This is a genomic window from Sphingomonas sp. TF3 (assembly GCF_003985085.1).
GTDB lineage: Bacteria > Pseudomonadota > Alphaproteobacteria > Sphingomonadales > Sphingomonadaceae > Sphingomonas.
The window spans coordinates 19946-41363 of the sequence record NZ_RWKS01000019.1; the positions used below are offsets into that span (position 1 = coordinate 19946).

The 21418-nt window shown below is 66.4% G+C and carries 26 protein-coding genes; 12 read left to right on the forward strand and 14 right to left on the reverse strand.

The annotated features are described in order from the left end of the window. Positions 1-47: 47 nt before the first annotated feature. Both EJC47_RS15855 and EJC47_RS15860 read right to left on the reverse strand, forming a co-directional pair. Positions 48-2171 carry a sodium-translocating pyrophosphatase gene (locus tag EJC47_RS15855; RefSeq protein ID WP_126848871.1) on the reverse strand — a complete coding sequence of 708 codons (2124 nt, stop codon included), beginning with the start codon at positions 2169-2171 and terminating at the stop codon, positions 48-50. A 113-nt stretch (positions 2172-2284) separates the two neighbouring features. Beyond that, complete coding sequence (locus EJC47_RS15860) at positions 2285-3340, reverse strand: thiamine-phosphate kinase (protein ID WP_126848872.1); 1056 nt, start codon at positions 3338-3340, stop codon at positions 2285-2287. 117 nt (positions 3341-3457) lie between these two features. Between EJC47_RS15860 and EJC47_RS15865 the strand changes: the two genes are divergently transcribed. Next, positions 3458-3820 (forward strand): Rap1a/Tai family immunity protein, encoded by a 363-nt coding sequence (locus EJC47_RS15865; RefSeq protein ID WP_126848873.1) that lies wholly within the window; start codon positions 3458-3460, stop codon positions 3818-3820. A gap of 83 nt (positions 3821-3903) precedes the next feature. Here EJC47_RS15865 and EJC47_RS15870 read toward each other — a convergent pair whose 3' ends face one another. The 4 genes from EJC47_RS15870 to hisG all read right to left on the reverse strand — a co-directional run bounded on the left by EJC47_RS15870 (position 3904) and on the right by hisG (position 6793). Next, positions 3904-4080 carry a DUF4169 family protein gene (locus tag EJC47_RS15870; protein ID WP_126848874.1) on the reverse strand — a complete coding sequence of 59 codons (177 nt, stop codon included), beginning with the start codon at positions 4078-4080 and terminating at the stop codon, positions 3904-3906. A 2-nt stretch (positions 4081-4082) separates the two neighbouring features. Continuing rightward, positions 4083-4553 carry a transcription antitermination factor NusB gene (gene nusB / locus EJC47_RS15875; RefSeq protein WP_126848875.1) on the reverse strand — a complete coding sequence of 157 codons (471 nt, stop codon included), beginning with the start codon at positions 4551-4553 and terminating at the stop codon, positions 4083-4085. Between the two features lie 178 nt (positions 4554-4731). Beyond that, positions 4732-6018 (reverse strand): histidinol dehydrogenase, encoded by a 1287-nt coding sequence (gene hisD / locus EJC47_RS15880; RefSeq protein WP_126848876.1) that lies wholly within the window; start codon positions 6016-6018, stop codon positions 4732-4734. A 112-nt stretch (positions 6019-6130) separates the two neighbouring features. After that, positions 6131-6793 (reverse strand): ATP phosphoribosyltransferase, encoded by a 663-nt coding sequence (gene hisG / locus EJC47_RS15885; RefSeq protein WP_126848877.1) that lies wholly within the window; start codon positions 6791-6793, stop codon positions 6131-6133. Positions 6794-6859: 66 nt separating this feature from the next. On the opposite strand from hisG, the gene EJC47_RS15890 reads away from it, so the two are divergent. Continuing rightward, entirely contained in the window at positions 6860-7963 is a 1104-nt protein-coding gene (locus EJC47_RS15890) for a DUF2332 domain-containing protein (protein ID WP_126848878.1), read from the forward strand. Between the two features lie 3 nt (positions 7964-7966). Here the strand turns inward: EJC47_RS15890 and EJC47_RS15895 are convergent, their stop codons facing one another. The 5 genes from EJC47_RS15895 to EJC47_RS15915 all read right to left on the reverse strand — a co-directional run bounded on the left by EJC47_RS15895 (position 7967) and on the right by EJC47_RS15915 (position 11326). Continuing rightward, positions 7967-8854 carry an alpha/beta fold hydrolase gene (locus EJC47_RS15895; RefSeq protein ID WP_126848879.1) on the reverse strand — a complete coding sequence of 296 codons (888 nt, stop codon included), beginning with the start codon at positions 8852-8854 and terminating at the stop codon, positions 7967-7969. Positions 8855-8970: 116 nt separating this feature from the next. Beyond that, positions 8971-9873, reverse strand: coding sequence for a pirin family protein (locus EJC47_RS15900; RefSeq protein WP_033967142.1), 903 nt, complete (start codon positions 9871-9873; stop codon positions 8971-8973). After that, positions 9870-10313, reverse strand: coding sequence for an NUDIX hydrolase (locus EJC47_RS15905; RefSeq protein WP_126848880.1), 444 nt, complete (start codon positions 10311-10313; stop codon positions 9870-9872). The genes EJC47_RS15900 and EJC47_RS15905 overlap by 4 nt, the downstream gene beginning before the upstream one ends. Beyond that, entirely contained in the window at positions 10310-11020 is a 711-nt protein-coding gene (locus EJC47_RS15910) for a glutathione S-transferase (RefSeq protein WP_126848881.1), read from the reverse strand. Before EJC47_RS15910 ends, EJC47_RS15905 begins: the two co-directional genes overlap by 4 nt. A 3-nt stretch (positions 11021-11023) precedes the next feature. Next, positions 11024-11326: a BolA family protein gene (locus tag EJC47_RS15915; protein WP_033967138.1), complete on the reverse strand. Its 303-nt coding sequence runs from the start codon at positions 11324-11326 to the stop codon at positions 11024-11026. Positions 11327-11365: 39 nt separating this feature from the next. On the opposite strand from EJC47_RS15915, the gene EJC47_RS15920 reads away from it, so the two are divergent. Next, on the forward strand, positions 11366-11986 hold the full coding sequence (locus EJC47_RS15920; protein WP_126848882.1) for a J domain-containing protein: 621 nt from the start codon (positions 11366-11368) through the stop codon (positions 11984-11986). A gap of 4 nt (positions 11987-11990) precedes the next feature. Here EJC47_RS15920 and EJC47_RS15925 read toward each other — a convergent pair whose 3' ends face one another. From EJC47_RS15925 to EJC47_RS15935, 3 genes are read right to left on the reverse strand one after another with little or no spacing between them, the layout of a single operon-like run. Continuing rightward, positions 11991-12779 (reverse strand): VOC family protein, encoded by a 789-nt coding sequence (locus tag EJC47_RS15925; RefSeq protein WP_126848883.1) that lies wholly within the window; start codon positions 12777-12779, stop codon positions 11991-11993. A 23-nt stretch (positions 12780-12802) separates the two neighbouring features. After that, positions 12803-13153, reverse strand: a complete 351-nt coding sequence (locus EJC47_RS15930) for a DUF1428 domain-containing protein (protein ID WP_033967136.1) — start codon at positions 13151-13153, stop codon at positions 12803-12805. Positions 13154-13199: 46 nt separating this feature from the next. After that, entirely contained in the window at positions 13200-13631 is a 432-nt protein-coding gene (locus EJC47_RS15935; RefSeq protein ID WP_126848884.1) for a VOC family protein, read from the reverse strand. Between the two features lie 81 nt (positions 13632-13712). Between EJC47_RS15935 and EJC47_RS15940 the strand changes: the two genes are divergently transcribed. The 9 genes from EJC47_RS15940 to EJC47_RS21580 all read left to right on the forward strand — a co-directional run bounded on the left by EJC47_RS15940 (position 13713) and on the right by EJC47_RS21580 (position 21364). Next, the gene (locus tag EJC47_RS15940; RefSeq protein WP_260591612.1) at positions 13713-14390 is read left to right on the forward strand and encodes a winged helix-turn-helix transcriptional regulator; all 678 of its coding nucleotides are present in this window, start codon (positions 13713-13715) and stop codon (positions 14388-14390) included. Positions 14391-14460: 70 nt separating this feature from the next. After that, positions 14461-15462: a cobaltochelatase subunit CobS gene (cobS, locus tag EJC47_RS15945; RefSeq protein WP_126848886.1), complete on the forward strand. Its 1002-nt coding sequence runs from the start codon at positions 14461-14463 to the stop codon at positions 15460-15462. Beyond that, the gene (locus EJC47_RS15950; RefSeq protein ID WP_126848887.1) at positions 15462-15992 is read left to right on the forward strand and encodes a hypothetical protein; all 531 of its coding nucleotides are present in this window, start codon (positions 15462-15464) and stop codon (positions 15990-15992) included. Before cobS ends, EJC47_RS15950 begins: the two co-directional genes overlap by 1 nt. 31 nt (positions 15993-16023) lie before the next feature. Further along, positions 16024-16452 (forward strand): methylmalonyl-CoA epimerase, encoded by a 429-nt coding sequence (gene mce, locus EJC47_RS15955; protein WP_126848888.1) that lies wholly within the window; start codon positions 16024-16026, stop codon positions 16450-16452. A 42-nt stretch (positions 16453-16494) separates the two neighbouring features. Further along, complete coding sequence (locus EJC47_RS15960) at positions 16495-17277, forward strand: enoyl-CoA hydratase-related protein (RefSeq protein WP_126848889.1); 783 nt, start codon at positions 16495-16497, stop codon at positions 17275-17277. Between the two features lie 143 nt (positions 17278-17420). Next, positions 17421-19562, forward strand: coding sequence for a methylmalonyl-CoA mutase (gene scpA / locus EJC47_RS15965; protein WP_126848890.1), 2142 nt, complete (start codon positions 17421-17423; stop codon positions 19560-19562). Between the two features lie 98 nt (positions 19563-19660). Further along, complete coding sequence (bioB, locus tag EJC47_RS15975; RefSeq protein WP_126848915.1) at positions 19661-20653, forward strand: biotin synthase BioB; 993 nt, start codon at positions 19661-19663, stop codon at positions 20651-20653. Further along, positions 20653-21036: a lysozyme inhibitor LprI family protein gene (locus tag EJC47_RS15980; RefSeq protein WP_126848891.1), complete on the forward strand. Its 384-nt coding sequence runs from the start codon at positions 20653-20655 to the stop codon at positions 21034-21036. Before bioB ends, EJC47_RS15980 begins: the two co-directional genes overlap by 1 nt. Before the next feature lie 28 nt (positions 21037-21064). Continuing rightward, the gene (locus EJC47_RS21580; RefSeq protein WP_409574490.1) at positions 21065-21364 is read left to right on the forward strand and encodes a hypothetical protein; all 300 of its coding nucleotides are present in this window, start codon (positions 21065-21067) and stop codon (positions 21362-21364) included. Positions 21365-21418 lie beyond the last annotated feature (54 nt).

The window sequence follows — 21418 nt, forward strand, 5'->3', positions numbered from 1 at the left end:
TCGCGCGGCGCGGCGGCGGATGAAGCGCCGCCGCCGCGCCGTGAACCTTATCCTGCCGCCGCCAAGGCCGCGAGCAGCAGTAGTGCTACGATATTGGTGATCTTGATCATCGGGTTCACCGCCGGGCCTGCCGTATCCTTATACGGATCGCCCACGGTGTCGCCGGTGACGGCGGCCTTATGCGCTTCGCTGCCCTTGCCGCCGTGATGGCCGTCCTCGATATATTTCTTGGCATTGTCCCACGCGCCGCCGCCAGACGTCATCGAAATCGCGACGAACAGGCCCGAGACGATCACGCCGAGCAGCATCGCGCCCAAAGCGGCAAAGCCCTCGGCCTGGCCGGCCACGCCGGTGATGACGAAATAGACCAGGATCGGGGAGAGCACGGGCAGCAGCGAGGGGACGATCATCTCCTTGATCGCGGCGCGGGTGACGAGATCGACCGTGCGCGCATAATCGGGGCGGCTGGTGCCCGCCATGATGCCGGGATTGTCGCGGAACTGCGCGCGCACTTCTTCCACCACCGCGCCCGCCGCGCGGCCGACCGCGGTCATCCCCATCGCACCGAACAGATAAGGGAGCAGCGCGCCCAGCAGCAGCCCGACGATGACATAGGGGTTGGAAAGCTGGAAATTGACCGTGAGATCGGGGAAATCACGGCCCAAGTCCGAGGTATAGGCGTTGAACAATACGAGCGCTGCGAGGGCGGCCGAGCCGATCGCATAGCCCTTGGTCACCGCCTTGGTGGTGTTGCCGACCGCATCGAGCGCATCGGTGCGATGGCGCACGTCATCGGGCAGGCCCGCCATTTCGGCGATGCCGCCGGCATTGTCGGTGACCGGGCCATAGGCATCGAGCGCGACCACCATCCCGGCCTGGGCCAGCATGGCGGTGGCGGCAAAGGCGATGCCGATAACGCCCGCCAGCTGATACGCTGCGATCACCGCGATGACGATGACGAGCGTCGGGAGCGCGGTCGATTCGAGGCTGATCGCCAGGCCCTGGATGACGTTGGTGCCGTGGCCGGTCTCGCTCGCCTTGGCGATGCTGCGCACCGGGCGGAAGTTGGTGCCGGTATAATATTCGGTGATCCACACCAGCAGCCCGGTGACGGCGAGGCCGATCATCATCGCGCCGAACAATTTCATGCCGGTGAAGGTGCCGACATCGCCGAGAAAGGCGTTGCCGCCGATCGACGCGGTCATGTCGCCCAAAGTATATTGGGTGGCGAAATAGATGGCGGGGATCGACAGGCCCACGCTGACCCAGAAGCCCTTGTACAGCGCACCCATGATCGAGCCGCTGCTGCCCAGCCGCACGAAGAAGGTGCCGAGGATCGAGGTGAGGATGCACACGCCGCCGACGATCAGCGGCAGTGTCATCACTTGCAGCAGATGATCGGCATTTTTGAGCGCGAGCGCGACCGAGATCATCGTCACGCCGATCGTCACCACATAGGTCTCGAACAGATCGGCGGCCATGCCGGCGCAATCGCCGACATTGTCGCCGACATTATCGGCGATGGTGGCCGGGTTGCGCGGGTCGTCCTCGGGGATGCCGGCTTCGACCTTGCCGACCAGATCGGCGCCGACATCGGCGGCCTTGGTGAAGATGCCGCCACCCAGGCGCGCGAAGATCGAGATGAGCGAGGCACCGAATGCCAGCGCCGTCAGCGCCTTGACCACCACGGGGCCGCCCGCGCCGACGCCGTTCGCGCCCGCCAGATACCAGAAGGTGCCCGAAATCGCGAGCAGGCCGAGCCCTGCCACCAGCAAGCCGGTGACCGCGCCCGAGCGGAACGCCATCGTCAGCCCGCCTTGCAGCGATGTGCGCGCGGCCTCCGCCGTGCGGACATTGGCGCGCACCGAAATGTTCATACCGACATAGCCCGCCACGCCCGACAGCACCGCGCCGAGCGCAAAGCTGACGGCGGAGATGGGTGTGCGCATCCCGTCGAGGAACACCCACACCAAAGCGAGCACGATCACCCCGACAATGGCGATGGTGCGATACTGGCGGCCGAGATAGGCTTTCGCGCCTTCCTGAATGGCGGCGGCGATGTCCTGCATCTTTTCGTTGCCGGGCGGTGCGCGGAGGACTTGGGCGCTGGTGATGATGCCGTAGGCGACGGCGATCAGCCCACAGATGATGGCGGCATAGACGATCGTCATGCGTATCCTTTCCCATGGTTTCCGGTGGGATGGTCGCCCGGACAGACTCTCCTTGCGCCCCCACGCTTGGCCGCCAGACTAGCGCCGGGGGATGGCTTGGCAAGCGGCGGTTGTTACCCGTGCTGAAAGCCGAGCCGGGGCGGCAGGTCGACCGGTGTGCCCGCGTCGGTGAGGGTGAGGCCTTCCCCGCGCGCGAAGCTGCCGATGCGGGTGGCGGGGACGGGGAGGGGCTGGTCTGGGGAGAGCGCGAACAGCAATTGATAGTCGTCGCCTGCGGTGGCGGCGGCGAGGCGCGTGGGCAGCGTGTCGCCGGCGAAGGCGCGGTAGGCGGCGGAGAGCGGCACGGTGGCGAGGTCGATGGTGACGGCGAGGCCGCTCGCTTGGGCCATGCGGTGCGCGTCGATCAGCAGGCCGTCCGACACGTCCATCATCGCGCTGACAATCGGCGCGAGCGCCTGCCCCTCGGCGAGGCGCGGCTGCGGGCGGCGATAGGCGGCCAGCAGATCGGCGGGGCCGCTTCCCCGGCGCGCAATGGCGAGCCCGGCCCCGGCATCGCCGATCGTGCCGGTGACATAGAGCGCATCGCCTGCTTGCGCGCCGCTGCGGCTGGGCGCGTGCGCGCTGTCGCCGAGCGCGGTGAGCGTGAGCACGCGCGGGGCGTGCGGCGGGAGCGAGACGGTGTCGCCGCCGAGGATGGGGGCGGCGAAGCTGGTGAGCGCCTCGGCGAGGCCGGTGAGGAAGGCGGTGTCCCAATTTTCGGCATCGCCCATGGTCGCTTCCGCAGTGCCCGTCCCCGTCACCCCGGACTTGTTCCGGGGTCCACGGTGCGGCGTGTCCTGCGGCGGTTGGTCTTGCGGCGCGGTGGACCCCGGGACAAGCCCGGGGTGACGGGTTGAGCGCGGGGGCGGCGGCTGCGAAGCACGCAACGGATAATTCAGCATCACCCCGACCGGCACCGCACCCTTGGCGGCGAGATCGGACAGGTTGGTGGCGACCAGCTTCCACGCGACATCCCCGGCCGGATCGCTGGCGAGATAATGCACGCCTTCGACCAAGGTATCGCTGGTCAGCACCAGTCGCCCGAGCCTCGCGGCGTCATCGCTGAGGCCCAGCGCGCCGGGATGCAGCGGCAGCGCGCGCAAGGCGGCGAGGAAATCGGCTTCGGTCATGCACGCCGGTTTAGCGGGGGTGGGGGCGGATGTCTGCGGGTGGTGGAGAGCGGTCAGTCAGTTTTTAAACTCTAGACGTGGCTAGGCAAATTATCGGATGAGCTATAGCCTCGCGCAATGATCGCATTATTTGCCCTTGCCGCTGCGCTAAGCCTCGCTCCGGATGAGGATCCTATTACCGCCTCACGCGGTCAGATGACGCTCGGCGATCTGCAGGTGCTGTGCGCGGATCGCGAGCCGGGGGAGGCCTGCCGCTTCTATATCTTAGGCGTCATGGAAGGCACGAACTTAGCTTCCGGCGTGGCAAACGACACGAAGCATTTCTGCATCCCGGAGGGCGTGACCCAAACCGAGATCGTCGCTGTCGTCAAGCGTCTCGCCAAGGGTGACGTTGCAATGTTTCCTAAGGACGTGACGATGCCCGCAGTGTCTTTTGTTGGAGCGAGCCTAATTCACAGCTATCCTTGCGCCAAAAAATGATCAGCAAGAAATGACCGCTTTGGGTAGTACTGAACGGGCGCGTTTATGGCCGAAATTGGGGGAGAGCGTACAATCGGCCTCAATCACTCCCCCCGCTTCGCCCCGTCCAGCCCGCGTTCCAGCCGCGCTGCCTCTACCGCCGCCGCCTCGCGTTCGGCCTTGGTGCGGCCGAAGGCGGCGCGGTTGAGGGTGGCGGTGGCTTCCGCTGCTTTGCGGGTGTGCGCCTTGCGGGCGCGGCGGAGGTTGATGACCTCCGCCATCTTTATGCGCGGACGTCCTTGGCGATGGCGTCGAGCAGGCCGTTGACGAAGCCCGCTTCGCGCTTGTCGAAGAAAGCGTGCGCGACATCGACATATTCGGTGATGACGGTGCCGACCGGCACATCCGCGCGCGCCAGCAATTCATAGGTGCCCGCCCGCAGGATCGCGCGCATCGCCTTGTCGAGCCGGGTGAGGTTCCAGCCCTTGGCGAGCTTTCCGGCGATGGCGGTGTCGATTTCGCCGAGGCGCGCCTCGGTGCCCTTTACGACATCGTCGAAGAAACCGACTTCGGCCTCGGCATATTCGGCATCCTCGATCGTCGCGCCGAGGCGGTGATTGTGGAATTCGCTCAGCAACTGCGCGATCGGCGTTGCTTCCATATCATGCTGATACAGCGCCTGGACGGCAGCGAGACGGGCGGCGGCGCGTGCTTTGGAGCGGGCGGCGGTACGGGGGGTGGCGTGGGAAGACATGGCGCGGCCCTTAAGCGAAAAAGCGGGGAACGGGAAGTTGGGTGTTTTTGGGGGGCACCGGACCAGCCGCGCAGACCGTCACCCCGGGCTTGTCCCGGGGTCCACCGTCGTCCGTGACGATCGTTTGCCGACTATGCGGCGCGGTGGACCCCGGGACGAGCCCGGGGTGACGGGGAGGTTATTTCAGCCGCAGCGCGACCGAGCGGGCGTGGGCGGGGAGGCCTTCGGCTTCGGCGAGCGCCACCGCGGCCGGGCCGATCGCCGCCAGACCCTTGGGGTCCAATTGCAGGAAGCTCGTGCGCTTCATGAAATCGAGCACCGACAGGCCGCTGGCGAAGCGCGCGCGGCGGCCGGTGGGCAGCACGTGGTTGGGGCCTGCGACATAATCGCCGATCGCCTCGGGCGTGTGGCGGCCGAGGAACACCGATCCGGCATGGCGGACGCGGTCGAACAGCGGTTGCGGATCATCACACGCCAGTTCGAGATGCTCGGGCGCGAGGCGGTCGACCAGCGGCAGCGCTTCGTCGAGGTCGCGCACCAGGATGATCGCGCCGTTCGCATCCCACGCCGCGCGCGCGACCTTGGACGTGGCGAGCGTGGCGATCTGGGCGTCGACCTCCGCCGCGACGGCATCGGCAAAGGCGGCGTCATCGGTGAACAGGATCGACTGGCTGGTCGGGTCATGCTCGCTCTGCGAGAGCAGATCGGCGGCGATCCAGTCGGCGCGGTTCTGGCCATCGGCGACGACGACGATTTCGGACGGGCCCGCCACCATGTCGATGCCGACCACGCCGTAGAGCTGGCGCTTGGCTTCGGCGACCCAGGCGTTGCCGGGGCCGGTGATGACGTCGACGGGGGCGATGCGATCGGTGCCGTACGCGAGCGCGGCGACGGCTTGCGCGCCGCCGATGCGCCACACTTCATCGACCCCGGCAATATGCGCGGCGGCGAGCACCAGCGGGTTGATCTCGCCATCGGGGGTCGGCGTGACCATCACGACGCGGTCGACGCCCGCAACCTTGGCGGGGATGGCGTTCATCAGCACCGAGCTGGGATAGGCCGCGCGGCCGCCGGGAATGTAGATCCCGGCATTTTCGATCGCATTCCAGCGCGCACCGGTGCGGATGCCGTGCGCGTCGGTCAGGTCGCTGCCCTGCGGCTTCTGCTTCTCGTGATAGGTGGCGATGCGCTCCGCCGCGAGATCGAGCGCGGTGCGCAGATCGGGGGCGAGGCCGTCATAGGCGGCGCGCCATTCTTCGCGGTCGATCTGCCAGCCGGTGGCGTCGAGATCGTGGCGGTCGAAGCTTTGGGTGTAGGCGCGCACCGCCGCGTCGCCTTCGTCACGCACGCGGGCGATGATGGCGGTTACGTCGCGCGCGACATCGGCATCGGCTTCGCGGCGGGCGTTGACCAACGCGGTGAAGTCTGCGGCGAAGCTGGGGGCGGTTGTGGTGAGGCGGATCATTGGTTGGTCACCCTCACCCTTCCCACGCGGCTTTGCCGCGCGGGCCCCTTCCCTCTCCCATTGGGAGAGGGAGGGAGGAGCGAAGCGACGGAAGGGTGAGGGTGATAGGCGTTCACGCCGCCACCTCCTGCGCTACAGCCCGCCGGAACGCCTCGACCAGCGGCACCACTTCGCCGCGGGTCTTGAACGCGGCGCGGTTGACGATCAGGCGGCTGGTGACCTCGCAAATCACTTCGACCTCGACCAGGCCGTTTTCTTTCAGCGTGCGGCCCGACGACACCAGATCGACGATGCGCGGGGCAAGGCCGAGCAGGGGCGCGAGTTCCATCGCGCCGTTCAGCTTGACGCATTCCGCCGACACGCCACGCGCCGCGAAATGCGCTTCGGTGACGTGCGGATATTTGGTGGCGACGCGGACATGGCTCCAGCCGCGCGGATCGTCATTGGCGGCCATGTCGGCGGGTTCCGCCACCGACAGGCGGCAATGGCCGATGCCGAGATCGACCGGGGCGTAGAGTTCCGAATAATCGAATTCCGCCAGCACGTCCGACCCGACGATGCCGAGTTGCGCGGCGCCGTGCGCGACGAAGGTGGCGACGTCGAACGCGCGGACGCGGATCAAGTCGATGCCGGGATTGTTGGTCGAGAAGCGCAAGGCGCGCGAATCCTCGTCGCGGAAGGCGGCTTCGGGAACGATTCCGGCGCGTTCGAGCAGCGGAACAGCCTCGGCGAGGATGCGGCCCTTGGGCACGGCGATGATGATGGGATCGGCCATATCCGCCGGGCTTTACTTAGGCGCGGGGGTGGGCGCAACAACAGGGCGGACAGACGGAGGACCATTATGGCGAGCGAGCAGAATAATCGCGGGGCGTTCCTGATCCAGCAGCATTATTGCGACGCCAATGCCGCGCCGATCTATGGCCGGATGGCGGGCGCGGTGGCGGCTGGGCTGACGCGCGATAGCGTGATAGGCGCGCGCATCCTCGATTGGCCGGGCGAGCCAACGCGCGATGCGCTGCCGCTGCGCTTTTTTGGCGGGTTGCACGCGCTGGTGCAGGCGGGCAAGGATGACGGGCTGGCGGCGGTGTTTGCGGGCGTGGTGACCGAGCAGGCCGAGATTGTCGCCACGCTGGAGCGCGTGCTGGCCGATCACGAAGCGGCGCTGCTGCCGTGGCTCGACGGGCCGCCGCAGACCAATGAGCCGGGGCGATCGGCGGCGTTGCTGCTGGGGTTGATCGAGATTGCGCGGGCGCGCGGGCCGAGACTCGAGCTGCTCGAGATCGGGTCGAGCGCGGGGCTGAATTTGCTGATCGACCGTTATCGCTTCGATCTGGGCGGGACCTTTTATGGGCCGGCCGATTCGCCAGTGACGATCACGCCGGTGTGGAGCGGGCCGCCCGCGCCGGTGGTGCCGCTGGAGATCGTGTCGGTGCGCGGCTGCGACGTCCAGCCGCTCGATGCGACCGATCGCACGGTGGCGGCGCGGCTGGCAGCCTATGTCTGGCCCGAGACGCCCGAACGGCTGGTGCGGGTGCGGGCCGCGATCGCGATGCAGGTCGAACGCGGGGTCGATCTGGTGCAGGCCGATGCCGCCGACTGGATCGAGGCGCGGCTGGCCGAGCCGCAAGCGGCGGGCGTGACGCGCGTGCTGATGCATTCGGTGGTGTGGCAATATCTGCCCGAGCCGGTGGCCGAGCGCATCCGCGCTGCGATGAAGGCGGCGGGCGCGCGGGCGAGCGCGGACCGGCCGCTCGGCTGGGTGATGATGGAGCCCGATCGGGCGCTGGGGCATCAGGTGGTGCGGGCGCGGTCATGGCCGGGGGATGGCGCGTGGACCACGGTTGCGACGGCGCATGCGCATGGGACGTGGATCGATACGCGCGGGGAGGCGGGCGATGCGTCGCCTTCGGTCGCGTTGCCCGAGGCGGCGCGGGTGCGGGTTTGAGGATCAGGGGCGCTCCCACTCCCGGATTGCCGCGACGATCGCGTCGGGGTTTTCCCAGGGGACGAAATGCCCGGCATCGACCTTGACCAGCGTCAGGTCGGGGACGAGCGCGTCGAGACCTTCGAGCTGGCTTGGCAGGAGGGCGGCGTCCTTGAGGCCCCACACCACCAGCGTCGGCTGCTGGATCGGGGGAAACGGCGCGTCGAGAAAGGCCGGGCGCTCGGGCGTTTCGTCCATTGCCGGGACGATAATCGGGCTGGCGCGATACCAGTTGAGCATGGCGGTGAGCGCGCCGGGCTGGCCCCATTGGTCGAGATAGATGGGCTTTTCCTCGGCCAGCTTGGCGAGATCGGTATGCGCCGAAAAGCTGCCGTCGAAGAACGCCGACAGGCCGATTCCGGCAACGTGCTTTTCGAAATCGGGGTTGCGAAAGGCGCGGATATATTGGCTCGCCGCGCGCTGCGCCATGTCGTCGAACAGCGTGCGCTGAAAGACGAAGGGATGCGGCGCGTTGACGATCACCAGCCGCGTGATGCGCTTAGGGTTTTGCAGTGCCGCCATCCACGCGATCGCACCGCCCCAATCGTGGCCCACCAGCGTGAAGGTGGTGAGGCCGAAATGGTCGGCGAGCGCGAGCAAATCGGCGACCATCTTGTCGGGGGTATAATCGGACACATTTGCTGGCTTGGACGAGCGCGCAAAGCCGCGCTGGTCGGGCGCGATGACGAAATGATCGGCGCTGAGCTGCGGGATGACATGCCGCCAGGTGCGGTGCGATTCGGGGAAGCCGTGGAGCAGGATGATCGGCGGGTGCGCCGGGTCGCCGGCGGTGGCGACGTCGAGCGTGACGCCGGTCGGCAGGGGGATGGGGGTAAGGGTGAAGGTGGTCATCGTCATCTCCCGGCGTCACCCCGGGCTTGTCCCGGGGTCCACTGCTGGTCTTCGCCAGCCGCAGGCGATCTTGCGGCACGGTGGACCCCGGGACAAGCCCGGGGTGACGGATAGGCTTAGGGATAACTCACGGTCTTCGGCACGCCGGGGATCGGGATCCATTCCTTGTCGTCGCCGGGCACCTTGGGGAATTCGCCTGCGGTCCAGGCGCGCTTGGCTTCTTCGATGCGGTCGCGGTTGGACGAGACGAAATTCCACCAGACGTGGCGCGGGGTGGTGAACGCCTCGCCGCCGCATAGCATCGCGCGCGCACCGGTGGCGGAGCGCAGCGTCGCGGCGACGCCGGGTTTGAGCACATAGAGCGTCATCGGCTCCAGCGTCATGCCGTCGAGCGTCGCTTCGCCAATCGCGATGTAGATGGCGCGCTCGTCGGCCTCTGCATCGATCGGCACCGCGCCGCCTGCATCGAGCACGATGTCGGCATAGATCGTGCTGGCATAAGTGGTGGTCGGCGCGCTCTGCCCCCATAGGCTGCCCATCACCACGCGCGCACGGGCCCCCGGCGTCTCGACCGTCGGCAGATCGGCCTTGGCGACATGCTCGAAGGCGGGATCGCGCTCTTCATCCGCTTCGGGCAAGGCAAGCCAGGTCTGGATGCCCGACAATTCGGGGCCGACCGCGCGCTCGGCGCTGGGCGAGCGTTCGGAATGGACGATGCCGTGCCCTGCCGTCATCAGATTGACCGCGCCGGGCTCGATCACCACGTCGCTGCCGATCGAATCGCGGTGGCCGAGCGCGCCTGCGAACAGATAGGTGACCGTCGCCAGATTGATGTGCGGGTGCGGGCGCACGTCGATGCCGGTGCCGACCTCCAGCCGTGCGGGGCCCATCTGGTCGAAGAAGATGAACGGGCCGACCATCGTGCGCGGTCGCGACGGCAAGGTGCGATGCACCTTGAAGCCGCCGAGATCGTGGGTCGAGGGGGTGATCGTCTGCAGGATCAGATCGTCATTGGTCATGGCTGTGCCTCCAGATCGGCGAGAAGGGCGAGCAGGTCGCTCGGGAAATAGGGCTCGGTCGCTTGCGTCAGTTCCGCGCGGGTGAACCAGCGCCAGCGCGTCATCACGCGCTGTTCGAGCGCGGTGTGACCGTGCGTCTCGATCCGGTCGTGCGGCGCGCGGACGAGGAAATAGCGTTCGTCGGCGGTGACGGGCACGCCTTCGATCGTGATGAAATCCACCTCGCGGCGCAGGATTTCGGGGCCTGGATCGAGATCGAAGCCGGTTTCCTCCAGCAATTCGCGTCGGGCGGCGGCGGGGTAGTCTTCGCCCGGATCGAGCGCGCCGCCGGGCGTGCACCAGAAAGGCGGGCGGTCATCGGGGTCGAAGCGGAACAGCAGGACGCGTCCCGCCGGATCGAGCAACACGATGCGCGCGGCGGGGCGGGGGGTGCGGGTCATGCAGCGTCGAGCTCGGGATAATGGCGGAAGATGCCGTTCTGCGAGAAGGGCAGGCGGCGTTCGCTCTTCAGATAGGCGCGGATGCCGGGCAGATCGGCGACGAGATCGTGGATGCGGATCAGGCCGGGATAAGCGGGCTCGAGCGCGGCCATCCGCTTGGGGAACATATAGCGCAGCCCCTCGACCAACTGGAACAGCGACGTGTCGGCATAGGTCCAGTGATGGTCGATTAGCCATTCGCCCGAGCCGCTATTGGCCGCCTGCTCGAAGTGATCGAGGAATTTGGGCATGCGCTCCTCGCGGAACACCCTGGCTACCGCGAGCGCAGTGTCCTTCTGCGCCTCATAGGTCAGTGACCCGGCGATCGGGTGGTGGACGCTGTGGACCTCGGTGACCATGTCGGCGATCGTCAATTGCAACTGGTTGAGCCACAACCGGTCGGCAATGCGCGATGCGCCGACCTGATGATGGTCGCCGAGAAAAAGCAGGATGTTGGCGACCTGCGCGATCACCATGCCGTCGAGTTCAAGATAGGGCGGCGCGAAGGGGCCGCGCTTGGTGGCATGTTTGGCCATGTTGGCGACCAGCGCGTCCTCACCCTCGACGCGGCCGCATTCGACATAGGCGATCCCCGCTGCCTCCAGCGGCAATCTGATGAATTCGCCACGCCCCTGGATTCCGGGCCAATACCACAGACCGTAGCGCATCGCTTATTCTCCCGGAGCCCGGGCGCGGATCGCGAGGGCGTGAATGCGGTCCCGCAGCAGGTCCGCCAGCGCCTGATTGACCAAACGCTGTCGCCCAACGCGCGACAGACCGACAAAGGCCCCGGATTCGACCGTGACGGTAAAGTGCGATTCGCCGGTGCCGTCGTCACCGAGATGCCCGGCATGCTGCGCACTGTCGTTGGAGACATCGAGCGCGGTCGGGGAGAGGGCGGCGACGAGGCGGTCGCGAATCTCGTCGACGATCGGGCGCGGAATCGGATGGGGGGCGGTGGCAGGGTCTGTCATCGCGCCTATATAGACCGCTTTTGCATTTGAGGGAGCCGCGTGGCCCGCGACGACGACAAGAAAGATGGCGCGAGAGAGCGGCCCGCCCCGCGCTTCCACGGACGCGTGGAGGGAAGCGGGCGCGTGTGCGAGGAACCGGGCTGCGACGAAGCCGGTGAATTTCGCGCGCCGGCGGGCGATGGACCGCGTTTCGGTGCGGATGGCCCGCGTGGCTATCGCTGGTTCTGCCTCGACCATGTCCGCGCGTTCAACGCGCGCTACAATTTCTTCAACGGTATGAGCCCCGAGGAAATCCACGCGCAACAGCGCCCGTTCGCCGGATGGGAGCGCGAGACGCGCGCCTTCGCGCATTCGGGCGGGGACGTGCCGCCGAAATGGTCTGATTTCAGCGATCCGCTCGACGCGATCGGCGCGCGTTTCCGGCGCAAGATGGAGCCAGAGCGGAAGGACGGGCGGCCTTTGTCGGAGGTCGACCGGCGCTCGCTCAAGGTGCTGGGGCTCGCCCCCGATGTCGACCGGCGCGGTTTGCGCGAACGCTATGCCGAATTGGTGCGCAAATATCACCCCGATCGCAATGGCGGCGACCGCAGTTTCGAGAGCAAGCTGCAGGACGTGATCGCAGCCTACACCCAGCTAAAGAGCGCGGCGGCGTTCGCCTGAACGCTCAATGCTCAGCGACGGCAGCGTCACCCGGGCCGACCACGCCGAAGACGATGCCGTGCGGATCGCTCGCCACGATGATGCGGTCGCCGCCGGGGACCTCGATCGGCCCCATCGTCACGCTGCCGCCCGCCTCGGTCACCTTGGCGGCTGCCGCCTCGATATCGGGCGCGCGGAAATAGAAGCGCCAGCCGGGCGGCGGGCCCGAGCCGTCATGCCGCATCGTCGCACCGAAGGTCAGGTTGCCGACCGCGATGAAGCGATATTCGCCCATCGGCCCCATCGGCATGACGTCGGGATAGTTCCAGCCGAACACGCTGCGGTAAAAGGCGTCGCCGGCGTCCTGATCGGGAGTGATCAGCTCGTTCCAGTTGCACTTGCCCATGCCGGTGCGCTCATAAGCGGTGCTCGATGCGTCGCTGTCGCCGCGCATGATGTAGAAGGGGATGCCCTGCGGATCGGCGACCACCGCCATGCGGCCGACCCCCGGCATGGTCCATGGGCCCATATGCACCGTTCCGCCTGCGGCCTTGATCGCATCGGCAGTCGCATCGGCATCGTCTACGCCAAGGTAGAACAGCCAGCCGGGCCTCGCCCCGCCCGCCGCCATCTCGGGCGTCAGCCGCATCACCCCGCCGACCGCGCCGTGCCCGGTTTCGATCATGCGGTAATCCATTTCGGGAGTGGGCTCGCCGATCGACCAGCCGATGACGTGATCGTAGAACGCTTTCGACGCGGGCGGGTCGATGCTTTGCAACTCGTACCAGATCGGGGTGCCGTGTGGGTTGGTCATGGGGCGCTCCTCTCGCGTTAAGGTCAGGCCGTGAGGTCGAGGACGGGGTCGAACCCGCCGAAGATCATGCGCCTGCCGTCGAACGGGATCGGCGTGTCCGCCATCCGGGGGTCGCTGCGCATCTTTTCCATTGCCGCATCGCGCGTCACCCGGTCGGGCCATTCGATCCACGAAAACGCCACCGTTTCCTCCGCCGTCGCGGCGACGGCGCGTGCGAAATCGGTGTGCTGACCCGCCGGAACGTCGTCGCCCCAGCCCTCGACGATGCGCGTCGCGCCGAGTTCCAGGAACATCGCGTCGACCAGGCGCGCATGGTCGAGGAACTCGGCCTTGCGCTCGGTCGGCACGGGGATCACGAAGCCGTCGATATACATGCGTCCTCTCCTGATCGTTCGAGGGTGGGTGGCGGGATTGATCGGGTCAGCCGGCCGTTTCCGCCTGCGGCTGCGCAGCGGGCGCGGCGTCGGCATCCATCCAGAACGGGCCGAGGCCGTGGCCGTCGGGATCCTCGATCCCGCGTGAATACATAAAGCCTTCGTCCTCCGCGCCGTGCGCCTCGCGCCCGCCCGCCGCCAGCGCGCGCGCCGCAAACGCATCCACCGCCTCGCGCGAATCGAGCGCCAGCGCGAACAGCGCGCCGCTGGTCGCGTGCGCATCGATGATCCGTTTGGGGGTGAAGCTGCTGTACAGATCGTGGGCGAGCAGCATGAAGTTGACCGAATCCGACCACGTCATCGCCGCACCGGAGGCGTTGGAGAACTGCTCGTTCCTGGTGCAGCCGATCGCTTCGTAAAAGGCGATGGACGCAGCGACGTTGGCAACGGGCAAATTGATAAAGACGGCGTTGGCCACGGCGCACCTCTCCTTTTGCGACTCGCTGTTTGTATTTGATGCATCTTCAGGTTACTTAAAACAACCATGAAGTTAGAAAAAGTGACCAAAACTCCTCCGGTCGCGACGAAGCGCTGGTATGACGATGCGTGTGGAACCGCGCTGGCGCTGGAGTTCGTGGGGGAGCGCTGGTCGCTGCTGATCATCCGCGAATTGCTGCTGGGGCCGCGACGTTTCAGCGAAATTCGCGGCGGTTTGCCGGGCCTGAGCGCCAACGTGCTGACGCAGCGGTTGCAGGGGCTGGAGGCGGCAGGGATTCTCGCGCGCGCGACGCTGCCGTCGCCCGCCAATGTCCAGGTCTATGCGCTGACGCCGTGGGGGTATGAAGCCGAGCCGATCGTGATGGCGCTGGGGCGCTGGGCGTTGCGGTCGCCCGCGCATGACCCGTCGCTGCCCTTTTCGCGCGTGGCGCTGATGCTGGCGCTGCGCATGATGTTTCACCCCGAACGAGCGCGGGGCTTTGCCGGGGCGTTCGGTTTCGTGCTCGGTAAGGAGCGTTATGGTGCCCGCATTGCCGATGGCGCGCTGACGGTCAGCCGCGGCGACGTCGCCGATCCCGATGCGGTGTTTGAAGGCGAGCCCAACGCCTTTCTGCCCGCGCTGTTCGGCACGACGCCGTTGGCGGAGGTGGTGTCGTGGGGGCGGCTGGCGGTCAGCGGCGATGTCGCGCTCGCCGCACGCTTCTGCACTGTGTTCGAACTGCCGCCCAAAATTGCATGAAACTCACGTCTCGACTTCGCGCGATGCGAAGGGCTAGGGAGGGGGCAACCACCTTGCAGAGCATTCAGCAATGACCACGATTCCGAACACTCAGCCCGACAGCCGCGAGACCACGATCCTCGACGCGCCCGACCAGATGAAGAAGGTCCGCGACCTGTTCGGGATCGATTCGGATATGCAGGTCCCCGCGTTCAGCGAAGCCGATGAGCGCGTGCCCGATCTCGACCCGACCTATGTGTTCGACAAGGACACCACGCTCGCGATTTGCGCAGGCTTTGCGCACAACCGCCGCGTGATGGTGCAGGGCTATCACGGCACCGGCAAATCGACGCATATCGAACAGGTCGCGGCGCGGCTGAACTGGCCGTGCATCCGCATCAACCTCGACGCGCATATCAGCCGCATCGACTTGATCGGGCGCGATGCGATCGTGCTGAAGGACGGCCAGCAAGTCACCGAGTTCCGCGAGGGGCTGTTGCCCTGGGCGTTGCAGACGCCGACCGCTTTGGTGTTCGACGAATATGATGCCGGCCGCCCCGACGTGATGTTCGTGATCCAGCGCGTGCTGGAAACCGAGGGCAAATTGACGCTGCTCGACCAGAACCGCGTGATCCGCCCCAACCCCTATTTCCGCTTGTTCGCTACCGCCAATACGGTGGGGCTGGGCGACACGTCGGGCCTGTATCACGGCACGCAGCAGATCAACCAGGGCCAGATGGACCGCTGGAACATCGTCGTCACGCTCAACTATCTGCCTGCCGCCGTCGAGGCGCGGATCGTGCTCGCCAAATCGGGCGAATATGATCACCCCGAGGGCAAACGCCAAGTCGAGAATATGGTGCGCGTGGCGGACCTGACGCGGCGCGGCTTCATCAATGGCGACATTTCGACGGTGATGAGCCCGCGTACCGTCATCACCTGGGCGCAGAACACGCTGATCTTCGGCGATGTCGGTTTCGCCTTCCGCCTGTCCTTCCTCAACAAATGCGACGAGACCGAGCGCAGTCTGGTGGCGGAATATTATCAGCGGGTGTTCGGCAAGGATCTGCCCGAAAGCGTGGTGGCGCAGTGATGCTCGCGCTGCTCCTGCTCCAGGCGGCAGCGCCCGCACCCACCGCAGCGCCGTGGGCGATTCAAACGCACGTCAACGGCGCAAATACATCGACCTCGAGTTCGGCCTGGTCGACCGACGCCAAGGCGCGGCTGGTCGTGCGCTGTGACGTGACCAACGAAAAGATCGTTTCGATCCAGTTCATCCCCAAGCCCGGCTTTTCGGCAGCTTTGCCGCGCCCGGTATCGATCAATGTCGATGATGGCGGCTGGCTTGGCACCAACTGGCAATTCCCCGGCAGCGGTGCCTTCATCAGCAACGATGCGGTCGTCAGCAACCTGTCCGTCATGATCGCGCACGGCAAATCGATCCGCGTTCGCGTGATCGACCCCGAGGAAAAGGTGGTAGAGGCGCAGTTCGTCGGTCCGGGCGAAGCGCCGATCCGACAAGTGCTGTCGGCCTGCGGCTATGAATTCGGCAAGGCCCCGCCGCGCGTGGCGGCAACCGCCGCTACTCCGCCAGCCAACCCTGAGCCGGGGGACGATCAATGACCCTGCCTGCGCCCGCAAAAGGCATTTGCCGATGACGGCCTTCACGCTCGGACGGCTCAACCATGTCGGCGTGGCGACGCCGTCGATCGAAGGTTCGATCGCGCTGTATCGCGACGTGCTGGGTGCGACCCGGATTGGCGAACCCTTCGATTTGTCGGCGCAGGGCGTGAAGGTCTGTTTCATCGACACGCCCAACACGCAGATCGAACTGATCGAGCCCTATGATGAAAGTTCGCCAATTGCGGGCTTTCTGCGCAAGAACCCGGCGGGCGGGCAGCATCATGTCTGTTTCGAAGTGCCCGAAATCCATGCCGCCGTCGCCGCGTTGAAGGCGAAGGGGGCGACCATTCTGGGCGAGCCGCGTATCGGCGCGCATGGCACGCCGATCGTCTTCGTCCACCCCAAGGATATGGGCGGCGTACTGGTCGAACTGATGGAGACGCCGACCGACGCCCATTGATACCTTGGCACCGCGTTGTGCCGGGGACAGGAGAGGAATGCCATGAGCTATACGATGATCGAGGCCGACCGGCGCGGCGATGTGCTGGTGCTGACGCTCAACCGGCCCGAGCGGCTGAATGCCGCGCCGCCTGCAATGTTCGTGGAATTGCGGAGCGCGCTCGGTGCGCTCGACGGTGCGCGCGCGGTGCTGATCGCGGCGGCGGGGCGGGGGTTTTGCTCGGGTGCGGATGTCGCGGGCGGGGCGCTGGGCAGCGACGATCCCGGCAATGCTACCTTCGCCGCCCTCACCGAGGCCTATAACCCGACGATCGCGGCGATCGCCGATCTGGGCGTTCCGGTGGTCAGCGCGGTGCGCGGGCCGGCGGCGGGGATCGGCTGCAGCCTGGCGCTGGCCGCCGATTTCTGCGTGGGCTCCGAGACCGCCTATTTCCTGCAGGCGTTCGTCAATATCGGGCTGGTGCCCGACGGCGGCGCAAGCTGGATGCTGCCGCGCCTGATCGGCCGGGCGCGCGCGACCGAAATGATGCTGCTGGGCGAGCGCATCGCGGCGGCCAAGGCGCTCGACTGGGGGATGATCCACAAGGTCGTCGCCGACGATGCGCTTGACGCCGAGGCGTTCGCTTTGGCCGAGCGGCTGGCGGCGGGGCCGACGCTCGCCTTGGGGCTGATGCGGCGGCAGATCCGCCATGCCTATGAAGTCGATTATGCCGCCGCGATGCTGCAGGAAGCCGAGAATCAGCGCACCGTGCGCGGCAGTGCGGATTCGATGGAAGGCGGCATCGCCTTCCTGCAAAAGCGCAAGCCGGTGTTCAAAGGGGCGTGAGTTGCATTCCCTCTCCCTTTGGGAGAGGGAGGGAGCCGCCGTAAGGCGGCGGAAGGGTGAGGGTCACCCTCACCAACTTCGGCTAAGCCGCTGCGCGGCTAAGCCTTCGTATCCTCTCCCGATGGGAGAGGAGGAATGGACCGATGACAGACAAACCCACCCTTGAAGACTGGCAGGCCCTCGCCGCGAAAGAGGTGAAGGGGCGTGATCTGACCTGGCACACGCCGGAAGGGATCGACGTCAAGCCGCTCTACACTGCGGCTGATGTGGCAGGGATCGATCCCGGTCTGCCCGGCTTCGCGCCGTTCACGCGCGGGGTGCGCGCGTCAATGTATGCGGGGCGGCCGTGGACGATCCGGCAATATGCGGGTTTCTCGACTGCGGAAGCCTCCAACGCTTTCTACCGGCGTAACCTGGCGGCGGGGCAGAAGGGGCTGTCGGTCGCGTTCGATCTGGCGACGCATCGCGGGTATGATAGCGACCATCCGCGCGTAACCGGCGATGTCGGCAAAGCGGGCGTGGCGATCGACACGATCGACGATATGAAGATCCTGTTCGACGGGATTCCGCTCGACAAGATGTCGGTCAGCATGACGATGAACGGCGCGGTGATCCCGATCCTCGCCTTCTTCATCGTCGCGGGCGAGGAGCAGGGCGTTCCTCAGGAGCTTCTGGACGGGACCATCCAGAACGACATCCTCAAGGAGTTCATGGTCCGCAACACCTATATCTATCCGCCCGCGCCGAGCATGCGGATCATCTCGGACATCATCGCCTACACCTCGGCGCATATGCCGAAGTTCAACAGCATCTCGATCTCCGGCTATCACATGCAGGAAGCGGGCGCGACGCAGCTGCAGGAACTGGCCTTCACGATCGCGGACGGGCGCGAATATGCGAAAGCCGCGATGGCGAGCGGGCTCGATCTCGATGCCTTTGCCGGGCGGCTGAGCTTCTTCTTCGCGATCGGCATGAACTTCTTCATGGAGGTCGCCAAGTTGCGCGCGGCGCGCAAGCTGTGGCACCGGGTGATGACCGATCTTGGCGCGAATGACGAGCGCTCCAAGATGCTGCGCACGCATTGCCAGACGAGCGGCGTGTCGCTGACCGAGCAGGACCCGTATAACAATGTGATCCGCACCACCGTCGAGGCGATGGCGGCGATGCTGGGGGGGACGCAATCGCTGCACACCAACGCGCTGGACGAAGCGATCGCGCTGCCGACCGATTTCTCGGCACGGATCGCGCGCAACACGCAGATCGTGCTGCAGGAAGAAACGGGGATGACCAAGGTCGTCGATCCCCTGGGCGGCAGCTATTATATCGAGGCTCTTACCGAGGAGCTGGTCGACAAAGCGTGGGAGATTATCGAGCGCGTCGAGGCCGAGGGCGGCATGGCGCAAGCCGTCGCCAATGGCTGGCCCAAGGCGATGATCGAGGAAGCGTCCGCTGCGCGCGCGGCGCGGGTCGACAAGGGCGAGGACGTCATTGTCGGGGTCAACAAATATAAGCTGGCCGAGCAGGACCCGATCGACATTCTCGACGTCGATAACGTCGCGGTGCGCGAGGCGCAGATTGCGCGGATCGCGCGCTCCAAGGCGGGGCGCGATGAGGCGAAGTGCCAGGCGGCGCTGGCGGCGTTGCGGGAAGGCGCGCGCGGGAGCGACAACCTCCTCGCGCTCGCGGTCGAATGCGCGCGGCAGCGGGCGACTTTGGGCGAGATTTCCTCGGCGATGGAGGATGTGTTCGGGCGCTATGACACCGTGCCGACGCCGGTGTCGGGCATTTATGGCGGCGCGCACCAATTTGATGCGGCGTGGCGGGGCTTGAAGGAGGGCGTGGTCTCGCTGGAGACGCGCAATGGCCGCAAGCCCCGGATGCTGGTCGCCAAGATGGGGCAGGACGGGCATGACCGCGGTGCCAATCTGGTGTCGTCGGCATTTGGCGATCTCGGCTTCGAGGTGGTGCCGGGGCCGTTGTTCCAGACGCCTGCCGAGGCTGCCAAGCTCGCGATAGACCGCGATGTCGATGTGGTCGGTGCCTCCAGCCTGGCGGCAGGGCACAAGACGCTGATCCCCGAACTGATCGGCCATTTGCGCGACGCCGGGCGCGGTGACATCAAGGTGATCGCGGGCGGGGTAATCCCGGCGCAGGATTACCAGTTCCTGCGCGATGCGGGCGTACAGGGGATTTTCGGGCCTGGCACCAATCTGGTCGAGGCGGCGGGCGAAGTGCTTAGATTGCTGGGGCATAATATGCCCCCGGTTGAGGAAAGTGTGGAATGAACGTTATGGCCCCTAATGCTCCGTTCGCTTCGAGCGAAGTCGAGAAGCCTGTTTCGGGCGCTGCGCAGGGTTTCTCGACTGCGCTCGAAACGAACGGTGTGCGGCAGGACTGGACCCGCGCGGAAATCGCGGCGCTGTATGACCTGCCGTTCGACGAACTGATGTTCCGCGCGCAGATCGTCCACCGCGCGCATCATGCGGCGGGGCAGGTGCAGCTCTGCACGCTGCTGTCGATCAAGACCGGCGGCTGCCCCGAGGATTGCGGCTATTGCAACCAGTCGGCCAGCGCCGATACCGAGCTGAAGGCCAGCAAGCTGATGGACGTGCGCGCGGTGCTGCAATCGGCGGCGCAGGCGCGTGATGCGGGAAGCCAGCGCTTCTGTATGGGCGCGGCGTGGCGCAACCCCAAGGACAAGGACATGCCCGCGATCATCGAGATGGTGCAGGGCGTGCGCCAGATGGGCATGGAAACCTGCATGACGCTTGGGATGCTGACGCCGACCCAGGCCGAGCAGCTCGCCGACGCGGGGCTCGATTATTACAACCACAATATCGACACTTCGCCGGAACACTATGCGGAGGTGATCACCACGCGCACCTTCCAGGACCGGCTCGACACGCTCGATCATGTCCGGAGCGCGGGCATCAACGTGTGCTGCGGCGGCATCGTCGGCATGGGCGAGACGCGCGGCGACCGGGTCGGCTTCATCCATGCGCTGGCGACCTTGCCGCGCCACCCGGAGAGCGTGCCGGTCAATGCGTTGGTGCCGGTCAAGGGCACCGTGCTTGGCAACATGCTGGCCGACACCCCGCTCGCCAAGATCGACGACATCGAGTTCGTCCGCACGGTGGCGGTGGCGCGCATTACCATGCCGCTGAGCATGGTGCGGCTGTCGGCCGGGCGCGAGAGCATGTCCGAGGCGACGCAGGCCTTGTGCTTCTTGGGCGGTGCCAACTCGATCTTCACCGGCGACAAATTGCTCACCACCGGCAATGCCGGGGACGACAAGGACGCCGCGCTGCTGGCGAAGCTCGGGCTGGTGCCGATGACGGGTGAAGAGCCGATGCGGAAGAGTTGCGCCAGGTGCTGATGGCTGCGCTCCTGCTTCAGGCTTCGGCAGTCGGTGCCTGCGAAGCAGGTGCCGACGCGGAGATAAGTGCGTGTTGGGCGGTGGCTGCTGCGACGGCCGATGCCGATCTCAACCGAATCTGGCCCGATGTGGTCGCCTCTGCGCGCGCAGCCGACAAGGGTTTTGGGTCTACGCAACGCCGAGCCCGACCGAGTGCCGCAGCGGACTTGATCGCCGCCGAGCGCGCCTGGGTGTTGTACCGCGACAAACAATGCGCGCTCGAAGCCGATTACGCGCAGGGCGGGTCTTTGGAGGCTATCATCTCGAGCCAATGCGTGACCGACATGACCCGACAGCGGATCAAGCAACTGCGCGCTATCGCCGTCGGCTTTCGCGAGGGGTGATCGCCATGCTCTTAAAAGGATGCATTTGATGTTGTTGAGTTTCCTGCTGCTTCTTGCGGCTCCGCAGACCCAGGCGGACATGAACCGTAGCGCGGGATCGAGCTACGCGCGGGCGGATGCCGCGATGACCGCGCAGTGGAAGCGGACCTATGCCTATATGAAAGGCCGCGACGCGCAGGATACGTCGCGCGGTGGCGGATTCGGCTATGTCGGCGACAAATTGCTGACGACGGGCAATGCCGGTGACGACAGGGACACCGCGCTGCTGGCGAAGCTCGGGCTGGTGCCGATGACGGGCGAAGAGCCGATGCGGGTGGCAGCCGCGTAATTCCCCTCCCGCTTGCGGGAGGGGCTAGGGGAGGGGCCTTCCTCCCCCCAAGAC